We start from the raw sequence: 22,394 nt of genomic DNA on the forward strand, positions 1-22,394 counted from the left end.
AGCACCTTTAGCGTTAGACTGACAGCACCGTCTGTATGTAGCGCTCGGATGCCCTTAGCCGGATTGTCCTTGCGCCAGCCACGTGGAGGCGTCCGATTGCGGCACGACGATCCGCGCACGGACGGCAGCCATCTGGTGCTGATCCGCATGGGACGCAGTCGCAGAGGCTCACCCCGTCACAGGGATGAGCGTTCATCGCTCATGGTGGGTCGCCAAGAACAAAGTCCTCGCAACCGAGGCCAACGGACGCAATCTGGCGCTTCAGCTGCAAGGTGACATCTGGGCCACCGTCGCGCGTTCGCGAGTAGCAGAGGTCAGGCGCTGGCTGTCCAGCACCTGACCTCGTTAGCTCTTAGGTCTGCACCAGGTCGCGTTCGTCCATACGCTTGTGCGTTGCGACCACACGGGGTTTCTCCTCCGCCTTGGGAGCCGGCGCGTGGTGGTGCCCGTCACAGCCGCAGGCAATCGCCGCCAGCGCGTCAATGTCCAACACCTGCAACCGTCCGCGTAGGATACGCAGAGCGCCGCGATCCTGAAGCGCGCCACAGGCCGCATTCACGCTTGTACGCTGGAAGCCGGTGATCTCGGCCATATCGCTCTGGGTGATTTTGACATTGCCGCCAGCACCCGCGCGCCAAAGGCGTGAAATCCATTTCGCGGTGCGTTGCAGGCAGGTGTGCATGGCATTGCACGCTGCCTCTGACGCCAGGCGTTTTGCACGCAAGGTGCCATTGGCGTTCATCAAGCGGGACAACCAAAGGTCATCCATACGCTGCTTCAGTTCCCCAGCCGGGACGAGGAAGCCCTCGCACGCCGTCAGCGCCTTGGCCTCGAACGGGTTGCGTCCGATGGCGTAGTCCCAGCCCCAGACACTGCCGGGCAGGACAGTATCAATGCAGATCGGACTGTCCTGAATGAAGACCCCCAGCGCGCCGAACGTTGAGAAGAAGACGTGGTCACGAGGCGGAGCCTCGTCGGGTTCCAGTGTAATGATTTGCCCGCGCTCGATGCAGAAGTTCTTAGCTGCGTCAGGAAGCAGGCTCACCACCGGGTGCCAAAGTGGCGACGGTGCCGCTTGTAGCGATTGTGAACTGACAGCGTAGTTTTGTGTCGCAAACCCCATACAGGCGCTCCCAATACAGAATGAGTGAGTGCCATGAGAATGGCGAAATATCGGCGGATTGGTGATGTGTAAATCAATGCAAAGCTGAACCGTTCCCACACCGAGAATCATTTTTTCGGCAAGGTCATTCATTCACCAAAACAAGGACCTGCCTTAGGAGGCAAAAAATACGCCTCCGAGCAGGAGGCGCTGGAACCTTCACTATTTTAATTAAAGAATTTGGCGGCCGACCCGCGCTTTAACGACGAATTGTCTGCGACAAGCAGTGGGTGTCGTGCGAAAACAGCAATGTCCAATTTTGGACTAGGTTAACCGTGCAGCTTTCAGCGGGCTGAGGTTGGCTCCGGGTGCATGGTTTCTGCACATCTCCTGCTCTGCATCTCCTCGCCGCAGTCATCCAGCCTCGATAGCGCGGGTCCAGAACGGGTTCCTCACTCGCAGGAACACCTCCGTGACACTCAATCCGCCCAAGCTGTCATTCTGGTCAAAGGCCTGTGCTGCACTGGCGCTGACCGTGGCCGCCGATGTCATCCTGTTCGACTACGCTCCCGGCTCGACGCTGGGTGTGTTGTGCCTTTGCTGGCTTGCGGTCCTGGCCATCGTCCGTCGCGTCTGGCAGGGCGACAGGCGGGCGCAGGTCGCGGCAGGGAGCGCCGCCATTCTGACACTCATCCTGATCGACCGTCCCAGCTTCCTCGCGTGGGTGTTGTTCGGCATCGCCATCATGATCGCCATGCAATCCAGCCGTGTTCGTCGCGCCGAGGATGCATTCCGATGGGGCCAGCGGCTGTTCTTCAATGTCGTCGCTGCGGTCGCAGGCCCCGCGCTAGACCTAGCCCGCCTCGGCCGGCTCAAGGCGCGTGGCGGGAAAACTACGCCTGTGCGCGCCGTGCTGCGGATTCTGATCCTGCCCCTTATCGGTGCGGTGGTGTTCGGCGGTCTGTTCCTGATGGCCAATCCCTTGCTGGCGGACCTGGCCGCACGCCTTCGGATGCCGGCGCTGGGCGAAAACCAGTTTGCCCGCCTCGTTTTCTGGGTTCTGGTTCTGATCGGAGTCTATGGCACCTTGCGTCCGCGTTGGACGCGCAAGACCTTCGCCCTCCCGGAACGCAGCGGCCATTCCAGTGTCGTTCCAGCCGCCTCCGTCGTGCTGTCTCTGGTTGTGTTCAACCTGATCTTTGCCATCCAGAACGGCATGGACATCGCCTTCCTCTGGAGCGGTGCAGCACTACCCGAAGGCTTTACCCTCGCCCAATACGCACACCGCGGTGCCTATCCGCTGATATTCACCGCGCTATTGGCCGGTCTGTTTGTGCTCGTCTGCCTGCGCCCTACCTCGCCAACCGCCCAACAGCCGTGGGTGCGCAGACTGGTCTTGCTTTGGGTCGGACAGAACCTGTTCCTGGTCGCTTCCAGTATCCTTCGCACCGTCAACTATATCGACGTCTATTCCCTTACCCGCCTGCGGATCGCGGCTCTGGTGTGGATGGTGCTGGTTGGCATTGGTCTGGTGCTGATCTGCTGGCGTCTTTTCAAGAACCGCTCGGGAAGCTGGCTGGTGAATGCCAATGCGCTGACCGCAGGGGTCGTTCTGGTCGCCATCAATGCCACTGATCTGGGTGCCGTCGCCGCCAGTTGGAACGTTCGCCACGCCCGCGAAATGGGTGGTCGCGGGACCTCGCTGGACCTTTGCTATCTCGCCGGTCTGCACGGTGCCTCCGCGGTGTCTCTAGCCCGACTGGAAAAAGCCGCGACAGACCCCGTGTTCAAAGAGCGCATCGCCGGTGCCCTCGCCTATCAGACCGCAGCTCTAAAGACCCAGCAATCCGACTGGCACAGCTGGCGCTGGCGTGATGCCCGCCGTCTGGACCGGGTGTTGGCGATCAATCCCGCTGCCGGTGCCAAGCGTCCCCTGCCCTTCTCCCCCGACTGTGATGCTGAATGGATCGACTGATGAACATGCACACCCACACCGCATTTCCCGTCCTGCCCACGCGCCCCGTTGACCTTTTGGAGCGGAGACTCAACATGGGCATCATGCAGCGCACAGTCCTGATTGTTGATGACGACCCGCACATCCGCGACCTTCTGGCCTTTGCGCTGGCCAAGGCGGGTTTGGCCACGTGCGAAGCGGGCGACGGCGAAGCCGCCCTTGCCGCCATCGACACCTATGAGCCGCATCTGGTCATCCTCGACATCAACATGCCGCGCATGGACGGGCTTGAGGTCTGCCGCCGCATCCGTGCGCAGAGCGACCTGCCCGTGCTGTTCCTGTCCTCACGCGATGACGAGATCGACCGCATCCTCGGCATCGAACTGGGTGCCGACGATTACGTCGTCAAACCCTTCAGCCCTCGCGAGGTCGTGGCCCGCGTCGCCGCCATCCTGCGCCGCACCGTCCTGTCGCCGCCGCCTGTTCCGACGGGCGGGGTCAAGATCGGACGCCTGTCGTTGGACACCGACGGCTGGGCCGCCCGCTGGGACAATCAGGACGTATCTCTGACCGCGACCGAGTTCAGCATCCTGAAGACCCTAGCGGCCAAGCCACAGATGGTCTTTACCCGCGACGCCATCATCGACCGCATCCATGGCCCCGGCTTTGCCCTGACCGACCGCACCATCGACAGCCACGTCCGTAATCTTCGGGCCAAGTTCGCGGCCCTGGGCGCATCAGACGTCATCAATACCCGTGCGGGCGTAGGCTATCAGATGGGTCCCTGTATCGGCGCACAGGCGTGATCAAAAGGGCGGTCGAACAGCTTCGGGAGTTTGTGCGGTCACACTGGCCGGCCATGCGCCTGCGGACCATCCTGCTGTCGGTTCTGCTGTTCGCCGCCCTTCTTCCGGGTCTGAGCGCCATCTTCCTTCGCGTGTACGAGAACACCCTCGTGCGCCAGACCGAAGCCGAGCTGATCACCCAGACCGCCGCCATCTCTGCCACCGCCGAGGCCATGTGGCCGGGCGCGGTTCCCATGGTGGTCACCACCGAAATGCGCCGCCAGCCCGGCTACTATGCGCCCCAGCCCGCCACCATAGACCTACGCTCCGATCCGGTCCTGCCCCCTCGCCCCAAGGCGGGAACCTCGCAGACACCGCCCGCTGCGGATGCGCTTGAGGTTATCGAGCGACTTGATCCCATCATCGAGGAAACCTCGCGCACGACACTGGCCTCGATCGTCATGCTGGATCGCAATGGAATTGTGGTACGCGGCGTCGAGCGCGGCGGAAGCTGGCATGACCTGCCAGAGGTGCAGACCGCGTTGAAGGGCCGCCCCGCGACCGTGCTTCGTCGCAATGCAGGCTATCACCCGCGCTATTCGTTCGAATGGCTTAGCCGTGCGTCCGCGCTTCGCATCCACCATGCCCGTCCAATCATCGTGTACGGCAAGGTCGAGGGCGTGATCCTGACTTCGCGGTCCCCGCGCGCCTTGTTCAAAGGCATCTATCAGGATCGGGGCAAGATCGCCTTTGGCATCGTGGCCGTGCTGGGCCTGCTGACGGTTCTGGGTGTGGTGATTTCGCGCGGCATCGCCCGCCCCATTGAACGCCTCCGCCACGCCGCACGCGATGTCAGTTATGGCGGCGGCACGGTGCCTCCGCCCCCGCCGACCGCCGCGGTGGAAATCCGTGACCTATACGAAGACTTCGGACGCATGGCCGAGGCGGTGGACCGCCGCTCGCGCTATCTGCGCGACTTCGCTGCCGCCGTGAGCCACGAGTTCAAGACACCGCTGGCAGGCATCCGAGGCGCGGTCGAACTTCTTCAGGACCACGCCGGCGATATGGACCCGCAGCAACGCAACCGCTTCCTCGCCAACATCGGCGATGACGCGCGGCGACTGTCCGATCTGGTGTCGCGCCTGATGGAACTGGCCCGCGCCGACATGGCCCGTCCCGAAGCCGGTGTGGCCACTGCTATCCCCGATGTCACGCGCCGCATCGCCGACGGCTTGGGCGTATCGCTGGATATCCGTACCGACCTGCCCTCGCCCCTGCCCATGGTCGCAGTGCCCGAAGCCACGCTGGAAATGGTGCTGACCATTCTGCTGGAAAACAGCCGTCAGGTCGGGGCCAAGATCGTCACTCTCGGGGCCCGCACCGAACACGACCACGTCGTCCTCACGGTACAGGATGACGGCCCGGGCGTGGCCGAGGGCGATGCGCTTCGCCTGTTCGAGCCCTTCTTCACCACACGTCGTAGCGAAGGCGGCGCAGGCCTCGGCCTGTCCATCGCCCGCTCTCTACTCAGGGCCAATCACGCCGATCTGGATCTGGTGGACAGCACGAACGGCGCGCGCTTCGCCATCACTCTCCCGTTGTCAGATCCTGCCCGCGCCTAGGTCAGCGCCATCTGGATCACGTCCGTCCGTTTGGACCGGAACCCCGCCTCGCAATAGGCCAGATAGAACAGCCACAACTGATGGAAACGGTCGTCAAACTTGGCATCCATACGCCGGATTTCAGGCCAGGCTGCGCTGAACCTTCGGGCCCAGGCCGCCAAAGTATCGGCATAGCTGATGCCGAACCGCTCAACCGCTCGGGTGGTCAAGCCTGCCTCGGTGATCACCGGCGCAAGGCTTTCCTCCGATGGCAATACCCCACCGGGGAAGATGTATTTCTGTATGAAGTCGGTGCGCTTGTTATAGCCGCCAAACAGGTCATTTCGAATGGTGATGATCTGTAGTCCGGCCCGTCCCCCGGGCTTCAGGCATTCGCGAACTTTGCCGAAATAGGCTGGCCAGTATTCCTGTCCGACGGCCTCGAACATTTCGATAGAGGCCACACGGTCGAACTGTCCGGTCACATCACGATAGTCGGTCAGCTTGATCTCGACCTGTTCGTTCAGGCCCTGCCGCGCGATCCGTACGCGGGCAAAGTCATACTGTTCCTTGGAGATTGTGATGCCGGTTACCTTGGCCCCGACGGACTTGGCCGCGAACTCGGCAAACCCGCCCCAACCGCAACCGATCTCCAGCACGCTCTCGCCCGCCCGCAGATCCATCATGCGCGTCAGTGCAAGATATTTCGCCGCCTGCGCCTGTTCCAGCGCTCTGGCCGTCCCGCCAAAACGACCCGACGAATAGGTCATGCTGCGGTCCAGCCATTTGGAATAGAAGCTGTTGCCCAGATCATAGTGGGCGTGGATGTTCCGGCGCGAACCCTCGCGACTGTTCCGGTTCAGCCGATGGGCAAACCAGTTGACGATCCGCACCATGCGGTTGCCGTCGAACAGCCTGCGTATCCCGTCATAGTTATTGGCCAGCGTCTCGAGCAAGACCGCCAGCTGCGGCGTATCGAACTCGCGCTCCATATAAGCCTCGGCAAAGCCGATATCGCCGCTCTTGAGCACGCGCCCCGCCATTCTGTAGCTTTTGATCTGGAGCACCGCCCGATGACCCGGGTCGCGCCCAACCAGTTCGTGCCGCGCCCCGTTAGGCAGTTCGATATCCAGCTGTCCCCACGTCCAGTTCGACGACAGCAGCTTGAGAAACAGCCCGAACACTCTCGGCGTGCCCACAGGCTTGGCAACTACAGTCTCGGCAACGGTCATGGCGCTCGCCTCCGATTTTCTCCCTGCGAGGAACGTCCGGTCTCCCCGAAACGATCCGCCCCGCGCCTGTCTTCCCCGCCGTCGAATACGCGTACTCAGGAGGGATACAGGTACAGGTTGTAACTACATTGAACCCATCAACGCTGATCGTTCAAGGAAAAGGGTTTTTCGGATTACGCCGTATTAACTTGGCGGCAGATCGCGCGCGCCCCCAGTCTGCGCGCAGATTTCACTGCGCTAGACCCCGCCATGAGCACACCCGACCGCCGTCAGTTTCTGATTGCCGCAGCCGCCTCTGTGGGGGCCAGCCTCGTCATGACCGGTCCAGCCGGTGCCGCCACCAATGTGCGCGGCATTGCTCGAGACCGCTTTCCTGAGGGCGTCGCCTCTGCCGACCCTCAACCGGACAATGTACTGCTCTGGACGCGCTGCCCGCCGCGCACAGGTCGCGCCGCCGACCTTCAGGTCGAGGTGTCCGAATACGACGACTTCCGCACCGTCATCGCCCACGATCAGGTCACGCCTCTGACCGAGGCCGACTGGACATGTCGCGTGCTGGTCGGCGGATTGAAACCTTCGACAACCTACTGGTACCGCTTCATAGACGCTGACGGATACGCCAGCCGCACAGGCCGCACCTTCACTGCACCTAACGAGCGCGACACCGCCCCCGTCCGCTTCGCCTTCGTCAGTTGCCAGAACATCAACATCGGGCACGCCACGCCTCTGCGTCGCATGCTGGTCGAGGACATGGCACGCCCCGAGGCCGAGCAACTCCAGTTCGTCCTACATCTGGGCGATTTCATCTACGAGATGATCTGGTCCCCCGCCGATCAGCCACAGGTGCAGGGCCGCACGGTTAACGAAATCGGACCGCTACCAACAGGCCGCCGTGTCGGCACTATCCAGGTCCCCACCACAATCGAAGACTATCGCCACGTCTATCGCGCCTATCTGGCCGACCGCGATATTCAGGACGCCCGCGCGCGCTGGCCCTTCATCTGCATCTGGGACAATCACGAGTTCTCGAACCGCTGCTTCCAGAGCCAGATCAATTATGACGACCCAGTCCCCGCGCAGTCGCTAAAGGTCGCGGCCAATCAGGCGTGGTTCGAGTACATCCCCGCGCGCGTCACCGGAACGACAGACGGCCTTCGCCGCTTCCTGCCGCCAGAGGTCAGCGACACGCCATTGGTGGATATCGACGACCACGGCCTCTCGCACGAGCCGAACAATCTGGCCGCCATCAACAGTCTGAGCGTCTATCGCGCCCTACGCTGGGGCGCGAACGTCGAACTGATCCTGACCGACAACCGCTCGTTCAAGTCTCAATCCGTCGCCGAGCAGAACATCGCCGCGCCATTCATGCCGCGCGGCTTCCCATGGTATGCGCCGCAGGATGTGATCGAGGTGCTGGACGCAGGCCGCGACTATCCGGGCGGTGCGCCCGACACCCTGACCTATAACGGCGAAGCGGTCCCCAATCCGGCCCGCGACAAGCCCGCCGGAAGCATTCTGGGTCAGCGTCAGAAACAGTGGTTCAAGGAACGCCTTGCCGGATCAACGGCCCGCTGGAAGCTGTGGGGCAACTCGTTCGGCATGCTGCACCGCCGCACCGACTTCCAGAACCTGCCCGACGGTTTCGAGCCGAAATGGCCATCGGCAGGCTATGCCCTTTCCGGAACCGACGACTGGTGCGGCTATCCCGCAGAGCGGCGCGAGCTGCTAAACTTTGCCAAGGATCAGGGCGTGACCAATCTGGTGTCGCTGGTAGGTGACCGCCACGCCTTCTTCGCGGGTTATCTGTCGCCGGACCTTCCGCCACAGGACTATGCGCCCGTCGCCGTGGAGTTCGTGGTCGGCTCCATTTCCACGCCATCCGTGTTTCAGGCGGCGGAGGCGGCCCTGCCGCTGGATCGCCCGCTCTCGCCCTTCTATCTGGCGCGCAAGAACGGCGAAGGCCCAGTCCTGCCCGCCATGAACATGGCGGTGCGTTATGGCGTCGACTCCTGTCGGGAATATGCCCGCTCCGGCGACATCGAAGCAGCCAAGTCCGTGCGTAATCCGGACGTCGCCCCACATCTCGCGTTTGCGGATCAGGGCGGCCACGGCTTTGCAATCCTGACCGCCACGCCCGATGACCTACGCGTCGAGTTCATTGGAACAGTTCGCCCTGACCACCCCGCCACCACACCCGATGGTATCGAGGTATCCTATCGAATTACCCACCGCGTCGCGCCGTGGGCCAAGGGCAAACAGCCGCGTCTGGAACACCTCGGCACCGAGGGTCACGCCGATCTGGTCACCGACCTTTAGGTCCGGCTACAACCCTTGTCTGATTGCCACCGAATAGTCTGCGCCATCCGGCAGGGCGCGAGCTTTTTCGGTCACGTGCGCCTTGGCCTTGATCTCGTCCAGCGGACGGTCGTGGGCGATGACACCGAGGTCGTACAGATAGTCCTGCGTATAGCCCGACAACAGAATGCGCCAGTCCATCGGCAAGCCCGGAGCCACCACCCGCGCCAGCTTCCAGATCACGGTCGTGCAGTTGGTGGTTATGGTCTGGTACCAACGCGGCTGAGCCGCCAGATCGTTGCCCAAGCCCACATAGGACAGGAACAGACTGCGACGCTGTTCCGGCGTCATAGTCAGGCGATAGATGGACACATCCTCGTTGCGCGCATGGGTGCGCAGTTTGACGATGTCCTCCTCGGTCGCGCCGATCAGCACCAGTTCAAACTTCTTGAAGAAGCCGCCCAGTTCGGAAAACTTCTCGTGCTTCTCGCGGCGGATTTCCGCCGAAAACACCACATACTGCCCATCACTAAAACCAAAGCTGATCATGGTGTGGGCTATGGCTTCACTGGCCCAAGTGGTTCGGATGAAATCCACATGCTCCAACTTGTCCAGATCAACGGTCTTGGTGATCCAGCGAGCCTTGCCATCATCACGCGTACGCCAGCGGAAATCGCGCACATTCTTCAACTGCACGACCGAGCCGTCTATGTTCGCCTGCACACCGCGCGACAGCTCCGGTGCCCAGTCACGGTTTTGTAGCGGACGCACCTGCGCCCACGCGACCACGACCATAACCACCATAATCCCGAGCACCGCCCACGCCCGCTTGGCACCCATGGTGGAGGCCCACAGCACCATCCCCGCAATCAGCACCGGAAGCGCATAGACCCACCATCCCAACGCCCCAAGTTGGAAGTGAACGGCCAAAAACGTCCAAGCCAGAAACGGCACGCTGACAAACAGGCTTCCCCACGCCCAGCGGCGCTTCGCAGAATTCGATTTCAACCAGGCACCCATGCGCAAACGAAAGCGGACCCATGCCTAGCACACAGGTCCGCTACGTCACTCTCAAGTGTTGAACATCCCGAAAGGATGCACTGATCAGGCCGCCAGCGTCTGTTCCTGACGGATGGATGCGGTGTTGGCTGCGCTGATGACCGCACGGGCCGAGGCGGTGGCCACGTCGGAATCCATGCCGAAGCCGAATACCGTCTGGCCATTCTCCATTCTGCACTGGACATAGGCGGCAGCCTTGGCGTCCGAGCCCGCGCCGATGGCGTGTTCCTGATAGTCGACGATCTCGAACGCCGGACCGCCCGCTTCGCGCATACCGTCCAACAGGGCAGAGATCAGGCCGTTACCGCGCCCCGTGATCTGTTGCACCTTGTGGCCGATTTTCACATCGCCGGTGAAGACACGCTGGCCGTCGCTCTTGGCAATGCCGTGCTCGGCAAAGGTCATCAGCTCGAACTGCTGCGGACCTTCGGTGCGATAGGTCTTCTGGAAGGCATCCCAGATGTCGGCACTAGTCAGTTCGCGGCTAGTCTGATCGGCCAGTTTTTGGACCGCGCGGCTGAAATCGGCCTGCATGGCCTTGGGCAGTTTCAAGCCCTTGTCCTGTTGCAGCACCCACGCCATGCCGCCCTTACCGGACTGAGAGTTGACTCGAATGACCGCCTCATAGCTGGCACCGATATCGGCAGGATCGATCGGCAGATAGGGCACGTTCCAGATCTGGTCGTTGCGCTTCTCCTGCGCTTCAAAGCCCTTCTTGATCGCATCCTGGTGCGAGCCCGAGAAGGCTGTGAACACCAGCTCGCCCGCGTAGGGATGGCGCGGATGCACGTCGATCTGGTTGCAGTATTCCACCGTCTGGACGATCTCCTCCATGTTGGAGAAGTCCAGCTCCGGCGAGACGCCTTGGGTGTACATATTCAGCGCCAGCGTCACCAAGTCGACATTGCCGGTACGCTCGCCGTTACCGAAGATGCAGCCTTCGATACGGTCCGCACCGGCCATCAGGCCCAGTTCCGCCGCCGCTACGCCCGTGCCACGGTCGTTATGCGGGTGCAACGAAACGATCACTGCCTCGCGGCGCGTCAGGTTGCGGATCATCCACTCGATCTGGTCGGCATAGATATTCGGCGTCGAGCATTCGACCGTCGCCGGCAGGTTCAGGATCATCGGTTTTTCAACCGTTGGCTCCAGAATGTCCTGAACGGCCTCGGCCACTTCCAGACTGAAATCCAGTTCGGCAGTGGAGAATGTCTCGGGGCTATATTCAAAGCGCCAGTCGGTATCGGGACGTTTCTCGGCCTCTTCGCGCAGGATCTTTGCGCCTTCGATGGCCAGCGCCTTCACACCCGCGCGGTCCATGTTGAACACCACTTCGCGCCAAGCGGGCGAGACGGCATTATACAGGTGGACGGTCGCGGTACGCGCGCCTTCCAGCGACTCAAAAGTCTTCTGGATCAGGTCACGGCGCGACTGGGTCAGCACCTGCACCATCACATCCTCGGGGATGCGGTCTTCGCGCACCAGACCCGAGATGAAGTCGAACTCGGTCGCGCCCGCCGACGGGAAGCCAACCTCGATCTCTTTCACGCCGATCTTCAGCAGCATCTCGTAGAAGCGGGTCTTCTTTTCCGCATTCATCGGGTCGATCAGCGACTGGTTCCCGTCACGCAGATCGGTGGACAGCCAGCGCGGAGCCTTGGTGATCGTCTTGGACGGCCACTGACGGTTCGGCAGGTCGATTTGCGGGAAGGGACGGTATTTGACCGAGGGGTCGCGCAGCATGGGATGCGCCTCTCTTGGATGTGCAGATTTTTATCGGGAGATGTGCGGCGAACAGCGCGTCGCCACCGAGGCAGCCGTTAACCCCGGCGGCCACGCATAAGTCGCCCAAGGGCGAGTCCGAGTTGGAACTTCATCTCAACCATGGGGGCGGTCACTAATATACCGCACCGCAAAAATCCACCCCCAAAGCGGGATTTAGCAATCCATCTTGGAAATCAAATCCCGCAAGGAGCGTTGAGTGCAAGTTTTATCCTTAGAAGGATTTACTCTCGCTCCACAGATCGAGGTCCGTTTCCTGCCCGATCATAGCCAGACCCGAGGCAATAGACTCGAACTCGCTACCACTTTCGATCTTTTCCGCCCCGAAGCGCTGCAGGAAGATATCGCGAACCGCAGGCACAAAAGATGTGCCGCCCGTGAGGAAGACGCGGTCCACACCGTCCGCTGCAATAGCCGCTTCGTCCAAGGCACGATCGACGGCATTTTCCATTGCTTCCAGATCGGCTGCGATCCAGCCCTCGAAATCGGCGCGGGTCACATGGGCGCGAATATCGATATCGCCGACAGCGAAAACGAACTCGGCTGATTCCTGCGATGAGAGCGCGACCTTCAGGTCCGACACGGCGCGGTAAAGGGCATAGCCGTGGTTGTCATCCAGCACCTCGACTAGACGCTCGACCTTCTCCGGCTCCTCGGCATCGCGCACCAGCGAGCGGATATCCTTCATATCGCGCGACGCTCTCAGCAGGGCCAGCTGCTCCCATTTGGCGAAGGCGGTGTAATAGCGCTGCGGGATCGGCAGGACCTTGCCGAAGCTGGTGTATTCCGTGCCCTTGCCCAGCTCCGGCGACACCAGTTGGTCGATGATACGGTAGTCGAAGGCATCGCCTGCAATGCCCACACCCGCCCGTCCCAGCGGGGTCGAGCGCAGCCCTTCCGGCGTCGGCTCGAAACGGATGATGGAAAAGTCCGACGTACCGCCACCAAAGTCGGCCACCAGCACGGTCGCCGCCTGCGTCAGATTGCGTGCGAAATAGAACGCGGCACCAACCGGCTCATAGGCATAGCGAATGTCTTCGAAGCCCAGCTGCTCGAACGCTGCCTGATAGCGTTCCAGCGCCAGATCTTCCTTCGGATTGCCCCCTGCAAACGTCACCGGACGACCCACGATCACGCGCGGCGGCAGGTTCTGCATCGCCTCGCCGCCATACTGCTTCACCTGTTTCAGGAAGGCGGCCAACAGGTCCTCGAACTTGTATCGTTTGCTGTCGATCACCGTCTCGGTGAAGGCGCTGCTGGCAGCGAAATTCTTGAACGACTGGATAAAGCGGGTCTCGATCGGGTCTTCCAGGTAAGCCTCGATGGCCCACGGACCTGCGGTGATCACGCGCTCGGCCACGCCGCCCGCATTGTGCACCAGCTGGAACCCCAGCGCCGAGCGCCAGCCCTTCTCCGGCCCCTCAGGTCCTTCCAGCGTCATGACATGGGTGTCGCCCCCCGGCTGGCTGATGGCCACCACCGTATTGGTAGTTCCAAAGTCGATACCGATGGTGGGATGCGTCACAGGCTTGATCCGGCAGGCAGAAACAGGGGGCGCTCCCCCTACAGCAAATCGGGGGCGATTGCGCCCCCGCCAAAAGGAAAAGGCCGCCCTCCTTTCGGAGGACGGCCCCTGCCAAGCCTGTTAGGGCTTACTTGTTCTTGTAGACGTTACCGGCACGCATGACGAAGTCGACGTCCATCAGGGTCGTGACGTCTTCCAGCGGGTTGCCGTCAACAGCGATGATGTCGGCGCTATAGCCTGCGGTGATACGGCCGATCTCGTTACCGAGACGGAAGTGGTCAGCCGCATTGATGGTCGCCGCCTGAATGGCTTGCAGCGGGGTCAGGCCAGCCTCGACAAGCAGTTGGAACTCGCGGGCATTGGTGCCGTGCGGTGCCACACCGTTGTCGGTGCCAAAGGCGATCTTCACACCGGCGCGGTGGGCGCGGCGGGCCATGTCCAGCATCAGCGGACCGGCTTCCAGCGACTTCTGACGCTGGAACGGGGTGAACTGGTTGCCCGGACGCACAGCTTCGCGGGCGACAAAGTCACCGGCCAGCAGGGTCGGTACCAGATAGCGGCCGTTTTGCTTCAGCAGACGGATGCCTTCTTCGTCGATGAAGGTACCGTGCTCGATGGAGTCACCACCGGCGCGCAGGAAGCTGGCGATACCGTCGGTTCCGTGGGCGTGGGCGGTGACCTGACGGCCCATGAAGTGGGCAGTCTCGACGATGGCCTTCAGTTCGTCATCCGAGAACTGCTGGTTCAGGCCGGCACCGGTGTCGGACAGAACGCCGCCGGTGGCCGAGATCTTGATGATGTCCGCACCGTTACGAACGCGCTCGCGCACTGCACGACGGCAGTCGTCCGGACCCGAACAGACCGCGGTCGAGCGCAGGATCGGCACGAACTGTTCGGCCACGCCGTTGGCATCGCCGTGACCGCCATGCGGGGTCACCATGCCGGTGGCAGCCAGAATGCGCGGACCTGCGGTGCGGCCTTGCTGGATGCTGCGGCGCAGGGCCACGGCCGACTCGCCCGGCCCGCCCAGATCGGCGACGGTGGTGAAACCGGCTTCCAGAGTGATGCGGGCATAATAGGCCGCATTCAGAGCCGCGTCGGCCGAGGTGTTGGTGTAACGCGACGCACGGTCACCGTCGCCTTGCTGGCTGCTCAGGTGGACGTGGCTGTCGATAAAGCCCGGCAGAACGAACTTGCTGGACAGGTCAACAACATTGCCCTCGCCCACGAAGCCGTCGCGGATTTCCTTGACCTTGCCGTCCTCGATCACCAGCGTCTGGCGCTCGGCGACACGACCCGTGGCCGGATCGGCCAGCACGCGACCGGCGTGGATGTAGGACACTTCGCCCGCAAAGGCTGCGCCAGCCGAGGCCAGCAGGGCAGCGACCACACCGGCGGCCAGACCCTTCTTCAACGATACTTTCATGCTTTCCTCCTCCGCAGCGCCGAAGGCACTGCCCCATGAGCTTTCACTGTCGCCTCACCGGTGAAGCTTCGTCCACCGGAAAAGCGTGAAGGGAGCCTCCCTTGAAAGAGGCTCCCCGATTGGCATCAGAACTTCTTGGTGACGGCGACCGAATAGTAGCGACCCAGAACGTCGTAGTTCTGCGGGTCATAGGTGCCGCGCACGTCGCCCACCTGCGGCGGTTCCTCATTGAACAGGTTGGTGACGGTGAACCGCACCGAGGTCTCCCACGGCAGGTCCACACGGGCATTCAGGTCGAACACGTCGTAGGCGTCCACACCGCGCGTGGTGCTGTTCGGCGAGGTCACGCGTGCCGAGTTGATCATCTCGGAGGTGTGCCTCCAGCGCAGACCGACATTCCACTTGTCGCGCGAATAGCCGATGCTGCTGACAGCCTTCCATTCGGGGTGGGCCTGACCGGCGTTGGCCTCGATGGCCGTGCCCCAGGTGCCGGCATAGTCATAAACCGGCGCGCCCGGCAGCGCTTGGATCTCGAAGCTCTGCAGATAGGAGATGGCCGAGCCCAGCGTGATCGTACCGCTGTCGCCAAAGCCCAGATCGGCCAGATGCAGACGCCAGTCGAACTGCACGTCCACGCCCGTCACATTGAACGCGCCGAGGTTCAACAGCGGCTGCAGCGGATTGACCATATTGCCGTCGACCGTGCTGCGGTCCTGAAGCTGGCAATAGTAGTTGTTCGGATCGTAGGTCGGGTTGTTGCCGCCGTCATTGAAGCAGTAGCGGATGGCATTGCCCACACCCAGAGTACCAACCGCGTCTGCCACCTTGATCTGGTACCAGTCCAGCGAGGCCGAGATATTGCTCAGCCACGGCGACTGGAACTGCGACTGGATCACGCCGCCGATCGAATAGGTGTCGGCCGTTTCTTCTTCAAGATCAGGGTTACCGCCGGTCAGCGCGAACACTTGAGCGGCACCGAACTGGTAGGTGTCGATGATGCTGGACGGCACGCCCAGCGCAACACACAGATCGGCGACCCGCTGGCCATTTGCGCCCTGACGGAAAGACGAGCGGGTATCGCACGGATCGCCGTCGGTATTGGCCGCGGTGGCCGTGCCGACGTTGACCGTCGCGGTGGAGACCGGAGCATAAAGCTCGCCCACGCTCGGCGCACGAACGGCGCGGTTATAGCCGCCGCGCAGACGCAGCAGATCGTTCACTTCCCAGTTCACATCGGCCTTGTAGGCCTGAACGCCACCGACCGAGCTATAGTTGGAGTAGCGATAGCCCAGATCGACTTCCAGCGTCTTGATAAAGGGCAGGTCCTTCAGCAGAGGAACAAGTAACTCGGCGAAGATCTCGGTCGAGTCGACATCGCCCGACGACGGACGCAGTTCCGAATAGCCCAGAATGTCGCTGGTGCCGTCCGGCTGCGCCAGAAGCGAGTCCGGCTCGAAAACGAAGTCGTTGTAGCGATAGCCGACACCCGCCGCGAACCGCACCTCGCCCGCAGGCAGGTTGAACAGGCCGCCGGTTACGCTGGCCTCGGCCATACGCTGGCTCAGTTCATTGGTATTCTTGGTACGACGTGTGACGTAGTTCACGCATTCCGGCGAGGGCGCGTGGGCACCGAACGGGTTGAAGCCGCCCGCGCACAGGTCGCTGCCGCCCGTCGGGCTGTACAGAAGCTTGCTGATGGCCGTGCGGGATACGCCGCCGGCCTGAACGTTCTCGAAGTCCGAACGCGACACACTGGCATAGGCTTCCCACGTCCAGTCCTTGTAGCCAACCTGCCCCGAGAAGCCTCCGATGAACTGATAGACGTCATAGGCATATTTCTGCAGACGGGTGCCCGCGAAATCCAGATCCTTCCAGAACGAGAAATCGGCCGTCGGATCGGGACGCGAGGCCAGCAGGCTGGCGAAATCCGCGCCGATATAAGGGTTGGTGACCGGCACGCTCAGCGCATAGGCCAGACCCGCCAGCGTCGGGTTGTAGATACCCTCGGACTCATAGCTGGTCAGCGTTCCCTGCAGGAAGAAGTCCACCTTGGGGGTCAGCTGATAGTCGACGCGCGTGAACAGCGAATAGCGCTCGTTGTCGTTCTGGATGCTGTTGTGCGCCCAGCCCCACAGCATGTTGGTGCCGGAAGCGTTCAGGAACGCGCCATCGGTCTCGGGGTCCTTGAGGTTCGAAACCGGCGAAGAGGTACCCAGATTGAACAGGGTCTGGTCGCCAGTATTGAAACCGATCTGGCCATTATAGAAACCGCCCGCACCTACAATCGGTGCTGTTCCATACTGACCCACGAACAGGTCGTTTACCGCCGCGATGCTCGGACGGTTGGTGCCGAACCATGCCGTGCCCTGCGCGATGATAGCCGTGCTCGATTGGCGGTTACGGCGGTAGTAGTAGTCACGCTCGGCCTGAAGCGCGACATCGCGCATCGAATAGTCCAGCGAAATCACCGCCCGCCCGCGATCATCGGCAAAACGGTCGCCCGCGGTCACCGAAATGCGGAAGCTCTCGCCGTCGCCATAGTCGGAAATGCCGTATTGCGATGCGACAGTCACGCCCTGCACATCACGCTTCAGGCGGAAGTTGACCACGCCAGCGGTCGCGTCGGAGCCATAGGCGGTCGAGGCACCGCCGGTGATCACCTCGACATTGCCGATCAGCGCTTCGGGGATGATGTTCAAATCTACCGAACCGTCCGGGTTCGACGGTTGCAGACGCTTGCCGTCCAGCAGCAGCAGCGTGCGCTTGGAGCCGAGACCACGAAGGCTGGCATAGGCTTGACCACCGTTCAGGGAGGTCGAGGACGAGCCCGAAGTGCTCTGCCCCATGGCCCCTGCGAACTGCGGCATCTGCGTCAGGGCTTTTTCGACGGTGACCTGACCGGTGTTTTCAATCGCCTCGGCGGTCACAGACGTCAGCGGGCTGTTGGAGGCATAGTCGCGCCGCGCGATGCGCGAGCCGGTGACGACGATTTCGCTCACCTGCGCGACTGTCTCTTCGCCGCCCTCCGGCGCTTCTTGCGCAAGCGCCGCTCCTGCCGAAAGCGCGGCATAGGCACAAGCCCCCGCCAGCAAGGTGCGGTGAGCCAAACGGCCCGTCGAAAAACGTCCACCGAGGCGCATTCGCGTCTCCCCCATCACATACAACTCTGACAAACAGCATTGCACTCGCGGCAAACCCCTCGCCTGCCGCATGGGGAAAATGGTCGTTCAGCGAACAGATAAATTCAAGCCAGTAGAGCAAAAAGGTTTCTATTTTCGCCAATTGAGAAGAATATAATGCTTAATATTCTCTTCGAGGCCGACATATGGGAGAAATATTCCAGCGATGTCTCGCACGAGTTGTGCACAGGCCAAACTCAACCGCAAGTGCGCCACGGCTTTCGAAACTGGAAAGTTCTTGCTCAATCCGATCGCTACTAGAGGTTGCGCATCACAGACAAGCGCACGGTCGTTGACCCTAGGCAAACTAAGCGCTTTTGCTTGCACCTGTGCCCGCCAAGGCTGATGATATGGCCCTCCCTGATAGACGCATCACCGGACATCATGACCGAACTGCCCTCTCCCAAAGATCCCTCCTCTCCTTCCGCGCCAGCGCGTGTTGACGGTTTGGTCGATCTGTTGACGGTCGAGACGCTGGATACCGATCTTTACCGCGGCATCCCGCTGCCGGGCGGCAAGGGACGGGTCTATGGCGGGCAGGTTGTGGCACAGGCCCTCCAAGCGGCGCAGCAAACCGTCGGGGGCGGGACCTGCCACTCGCTGCATTGCTACTTCATGCGCCCCGGTCAGGAAGGCCGACCGATCATCTTCCGCGTCGCCCGCGACCATGACGGGCGCAGTTTCTCCACCCGCCGCGTCATCGCCTCGCAGGGCGGCGAGCCTATCCTGAACATGTTGCTGTCGTTCCAGGTGCCCGAAACCGGCCTCGAGCATCAGGACACCATGCCCAGCGTGCCACCGCCCGAGGCGTTGATCCCCGAGATCGACCTGTGGCGCGCCGTCGTCGATCACCTGCCCGAAGCCTTGCGCGACTATGCTCTTCGTCCTCGCTCGATCGAGTTCCGACACGTCTATGTCCGCAACCCGATTGCGCCGACACCGGAGGAACCCCGCCACGCTTCGTGGTTCCGCACCTCCAGCCCCCTGGGTGACGATCCGGCCATGCATCGCGCTGTGCTGGCCTATGCGTCGGACATGACCCTGCTCAGCACCTGCGGGTTGCCACACGCGATCGGCTTCTTTGATCCGAACTTCCAGATCGCCAGCCTCGACCACGCCATCTGGTTCCACAACGACTTCCGCGCCGACGACTGGCTGCTGTACGTGACGGACAGCCCTTCTGCCTCGGGCGGACGCGGCTTCAACCGCGGCCAAATCTTCACCCGCGACGGCAAACTTGTCGCCAGCGTCGCGCAGGAAGGCCTCATCCGCAAACGCGCGCCCAGATAAGGGTTTTCCCCTATTTTCCGCCCCGCCGCTCTGCTAATCGAATTATGGCAGAATATCGACAAAGGGCGTGTGCGTGAAGAAACTGGCATTGGCGACGGCAGCATGGCTGCTGAGCACCTCAGCGATGGCGGGAGAGGTCATCCTTCGCGCCCCCGCGCCCGAATGGCTTCCGGCCGATGCACCGCACCTGTCGAACCGTCCCGATGTCCCCTCGCAGCACGTTAGGTATGAAAGGATCGAAAGCCATACGCGGGCTTTTGGCACCCATACCGAGACCTATCTGCGGGCGAGGGTAAAGATCCTGTCGCCGCTGGGCCTCCAGTCAGGGTCACAACTCGCGCTCAACTGGAATCCCGCTTTACAAAGCCCCACCGTTCACTCCGCCAAGCTGATCCGCAACGGCGAGACGCTGGACATCCTCGACAAGGGCGACTTCACCATCCTGAGGCGCGAGGCTGGGCTGGAACAGTCGCGACAGATCAATGGCATCCTGACCGGCGTCCTCATTGTCCCGGACGTTCGCATCGGCGACACCATCGACTTTGCCTATTCGGTCCGCACCCAGTTCGATGTGTTCGGCAATCCAATTGAGTCCCTATCCGTGCCGGTGTCGCCCGCGCCGATTGATCTGGCGCTCTCGACGATAAGCTGGCCGTCCTCAATGAGGGTGCAAACCCGTGCGGGCCGTTATAGCACCGTGCCGCCGACCACCGAGCAGGGCGGGTTCAAGATCATCACCGAACGGCTTGTCGACGCCGAGGCCGAAAGCTATCCGGAAAGGTTCGCCGCCCGCTCTATCCCCGACTACGCCTGGCAGATCAGCAGCATTCCACAATGGAGCGTCATTACCGACTATATCCGCCCGGCCTATCAGCAGGCGGCGACCCTGCCGGACGCCGCCGATCTGGCAGCCCATATTGCGCGGATCAGAGCCGAGCACACCACGCCACAAGCGCGCGCTGTGGCCGCCCTGCGACTGGTTCAGGACGAGGTCCGCTATCTGGCTGTAACGCTGGGCGAGGGCGGCTGGCTGCCAAGCTCCGCCAGCGAGGTTTGGGCCAGCCGACAGGGTGACTGCAAGGGCAAGACGGTGCTGCTCGTCGCCATCCTGAAGGAACTGGGCATCGACGCCGTGCCCGCCCTTGTTAGTTCGGAAAACCTGCCGCTCGACAAATACCTGCCGATGGTCAGTGCCTTTGACCACGTCATCGTCAAAGCCAGGATCAACGGCGAAACCCACCTGTTGGACGGCACCCGCATCGGAGACCGCAGCCTGAGGCCGGACGTTCCGCTGGCGCACGAATACATTCTACCGGTGGTGGAACGTGCCCAGCTCGAACATATCCCCCTTCAGCTTCCGCCGCGCCCGATGAGCTTGATGCAGATGGAGATCGACCTGTCGGACGGGATCTATAGCCCTGCCCGATTGACGCTGACGGATACCGATCGCGGGGACAGGGCCACCGAGATGCAGGCGGCAACCGGCATGGCCTCGGCAGCCGAGATGACCCGCTGGTACGACGACCGCTGGACCGAATTCCTCAAGGAATACGGCACGATTTCGGACCTCAAGAGCCAGTGGGAGTACCGTGAGGACACCCACGAGTTCGTCGCTACAGCCACGGCCCGCATCACATTTGACTGGACCAACGGCCCCGTCAGCATCCCGCTGGCCCACGTCACATGGAAGGGGATCGAGCCGCACGCAAATCCGCGGTTCAAAGATGCCGATTACGCCGTCTCCTTCCCCAGTTCATCTTCCTTCCGCACAAGCTTGATCCTGCCCGAAGACCACGATGTGCTGGACGTTTCCGTTGAGCCGTATGAAGTGGACGCCGGTGCCACCCGGTTCTTCCGCACCGTCGAGCGCAACGGCAACCGTCTCGAAACCGACCGCGGCTCCATCAATTTGCGTCCGTTTGCGACCCCCGCTGAAAGGGCAAGCGAACAAGCCAATATGGACACCTTCAAGGAGATGAGGGCCACCATGCGGCTGCGGTCGGGCTACAGCCTCACCGCCTCGGACCGCGAGACGCTGAACACGGCCGACGGCAACAATCCGGAAGCAACCCTGCGACGCGGCTACGCCCTGTTTAATGCGGCCGATTATACTGGTGCCATCGGCCAGTTCGACGCCGCTATCGCGGGCTTCTCTGCGCCCCACGCCAATGCACTGGCCAACCGCGCCCTGGCCTATCTTGCGCTCGAAGAGTTCGACAAGGCGCGCGCAGATATCGCCGCCGCCGAAGCTGCCGATCCCACCGACACGATCTTGTTCCATGCCAAGGGACGGCTGGCCGAAATCGAGAAGGACGATCTGGAGGCTGTTCTGGCCTTTACCGGCGCGCTCAACAAATGGCCGCAGAACACGCATGCCCTCTATCGTCGATCGGCAGCCTATGAGCGGATGGGCCAGCACGCGCGCGCCCTTGCCGATCTGGAGCGGATCGCCACGATCAAGCCGGATGAGAGTGGCCTCAAATCTGAGTTGGCCGGCCTGCTCCTGCGCATAGGGCGACCACAAGAGGCCATGGCACAAACCGCCGCCTTTGCCGAAGCCGTTGGCTATCCGGATGCCACGACATCCTTCTTCGTCGCCATGGCCAGAACTTCCGCTGCCGAGCTCAAACCAGCAGAGCCTGCCAAGGCAGAAGCTATACTGACCGATGCTTTGAGCGTGGAATCGGACTTCCCGTCCCTTCTGATAGACCGGGCGAGCATTCGCGATCTGCGCGGCAACACACGCGGCGCGGCCGCAGACCGCGCCCGCTTCGAGGAATTGACCCGCATCGATCTGGACAATCTGTCCGCAGCCTGCGTCTCGAAAGCCTTGATGGCCCAAAGTCGCGAGGCGGCTCTTGAGGTCTGCGACAAGGCCGTCGCCCAAAAGCCGAACGACGCCGGTCTGCATGTCCGCAGGGCCTACCTCCTCTACATCCTGAACCGCGAGGACGAGGCCATTGGCGTCTATCGCAAAGCCATCGAACTAGCCCCGGATAGCCAGATAGCCCGATACGGTTTGGGTAAGATGTTGAAAGGAACCGGGCAGGAGGCCGAGGGTGAAGCTATGATGGCTGCAGCCCTTGAAGCCGACCCGAACGCGGACGAAAGCTTTGCATCCGAGCCTTTGATAATGGTCCGCACGGATTAAGGCGCAACAAAAA

General features: G+C 62.1%; 14 protein-coding genes. 7 read left to right on the plus strand and 7 right to left on the minus strand.

What is annotated here, in order from left to right; genetic code table 11:
• Positions 1 to 184: 184 nt before the first annotated feature.
• The gene (locus OB03_RS11410) at positions 185 to 340 is read left to right on the plus strand and encodes a LytTR family DNA-binding domain-containing protein (RefSeq protein ID WP_461344202.1); all 156 of its coding nucleotides are present in this window, start codon (positions 185 to 187) and stop codon (positions 338 to 340) included.
• Between the two features lie 12 nt (positions 341 to 352).
• Here the strand turns inward: OB03_RS11410 and OB03_RS11415 are convergent, their stop codons facing one another.
• Positions 353 to 1,045 (minus strand): Crp/Fnr family transcriptional regulator, encoded by a 693-nt coding sequence (locus OB03_RS11415; RefSeq protein WP_461344203.1) that lies wholly within the window; start codon positions 1,043 to 1,045, stop codon positions 353 to 355.
• 529 nt (positions 1,046 to 1,574) lie between these two features.
• Here OB03_RS11415 and OB03_RS11420 point away from each other — a divergent pair.
• The 3 genes from OB03_RS11420 to OB03_RS11430 all read left to right on the plus strand — a co-directional run bounded on the left by OB03_RS11420 (position 1,575) and on the right by OB03_RS11430 (position 5,463).
• Positions 1,575 to 3,077 carry a DUF4153 domain-containing protein gene (locus OB03_RS11420; protein WP_461344204.1) on the plus strand — a complete coding sequence of 501 codons (1,503 nt, stop codon included), beginning with the start codon at positions 1,575 to 1,577 and terminating at the stop codon, positions 3,075 to 3,077.
• 74 nt (positions 3,078 to 3,151) lie between these two features.
• Positions 3,152 to 3,862 (plus strand): response regulator, encoded by a 711-nt coding sequence (locus OB03_RS11425; protein WP_461344223.1) that lies wholly within the window; start codon positions 3,152 to 3,154, stop codon positions 3,860 to 3,862.
• 53 nt (positions 3,863 to 3,915) lie between these two features.
• Complete coding sequence (locus OB03_RS11430) at positions 3,916 to 5,463, plus strand: sensor histidine kinase (protein ID WP_461344205.1); 1,548 nt, start codon at positions 3,916 to 3,918, stop codon at positions 5,461 to 5,463.
• On the opposite strand, the gene OB03_RS11435 is transcribed toward OB03_RS11430, so the two are convergent.
• Positions 5,460 to 6,674, minus strand: a complete 1,215-nt coding sequence (locus tag OB03_RS11435) for a class I SAM-dependent methyltransferase (RefSeq protein WP_461344206.1) — start codon at positions 6,672 to 6,674, stop codon at positions 5,460 to 5,462. The genes OB03_RS11430 and OB03_RS11435 overlap by 4 nt on opposite strands.
• A gap of 249 nt (positions 6,675 to 6,923) precedes the next feature.
• Here OB03_RS11435 and OB03_RS11440 point away from each other — a divergent pair, with 249 nt between their 5' ends.
• Positions 6,924 to 8,990, plus strand: a complete 2,067-nt coding sequence (locus tag OB03_RS11440) for an alkaline phosphatase D family protein (RefSeq protein ID WP_461344207.1) — start codon at positions 6,924 to 6,926, stop codon at positions 8,988 to 8,990.
• Positions 8,991 to 8,996: 6 nt separating this feature from the next.
• Here OB03_RS11440 and OB03_RS11445 read toward each other — a convergent pair whose 3' ends face one another.
• The 5 genes from OB03_RS11445 to OB03_RS11465 all read right to left on the minus strand — a co-directional run bounded on the left by OB03_RS11445 (position 8,997) and on the right by OB03_RS11465 (position 17,901).
• Entirely contained in the window at positions 8,997 to 9,977 is a 981-nt protein-coding gene (locus tag OB03_RS11445; protein ID WP_461344208.1) for an Lnb N-terminal periplasmic domain-containing protein, read from the minus strand.
• A gap of 96 nt (positions 9,978 to 10,073) precedes the next feature.
• The gene (gene leuA / locus OB03_RS11450; protein ID WP_461344209.1) at positions 10,074 to 11,771 is read right to left on the minus strand and encodes a 2-isopropylmalate synthase; all 1,698 of its coding nucleotides are present in this window, start codon (positions 11,769 to 11,771) and stop codon (positions 10,074 to 10,076) included.
• 253 nt (positions 11,772 to 12,024) lie between these two features.
• Complete coding sequence (locus OB03_RS11455; protein WP_461344224.1) at positions 12,025 to 13,344, minus strand: Hsp70 family protein; 1,320 nt, start codon at positions 13,342 to 13,344, stop codon at positions 12,025 to 12,027.
• A 118-nt stretch (positions 13,345 to 13,462) separates the two neighbouring features.
• Entirely contained in the window at positions 13,463 to 14,761 is a 1,299-nt protein-coding gene (locus OB03_RS11460) for a metal-dependent hydrolase family protein (protein ID WP_461344210.1), read from the minus strand.
• Positions 14,762 to 14,886: 125 nt separating this feature from the next.
• Positions 14,887 to 17,901 carry a TonB-dependent receptor domain-containing protein gene (locus tag OB03_RS11465; RefSeq protein ID WP_242914699.1) on the minus strand — a complete coding sequence of 1,005 codons (3,015 nt, stop codon included), beginning with the start codon at positions 17,899 to 17,901 and terminating at the stop codon, positions 14,887 to 14,889.
• 423 nt (positions 17,902 to 18,324) lie between these two features.
• On the opposite strand from OB03_RS11465, the gene OB03_RS11470 reads away from it, so the two are divergent.
• Positions 18,325 to 19,230: an acyl-CoA thioesterase gene (locus tag OB03_RS11470; protein ID WP_461344211.1), complete on the plus strand. Its 906-nt coding sequence runs from the start codon at positions 18,325 to 18,327 to the stop codon at positions 19,228 to 19,230.
• A gap of 73 nt (positions 19,231 to 19,303) precedes the next feature.
• Positions 19,304 to 22,381, plus strand: a complete 3,078-nt coding sequence (locus tag OB03_RS11475; RefSeq protein ID WP_461344212.1) for a DUF3857 domain-containing protein — start codon at positions 19,304 to 19,306, stop codon at positions 22,379 to 22,381.
• Positions 22,382 to 22,394: the final 13 nt, after the last annotated feature.

The sequence above is a fragment of the Brevundimonas sp. GN22 genome (assembly GCF_054824005.1).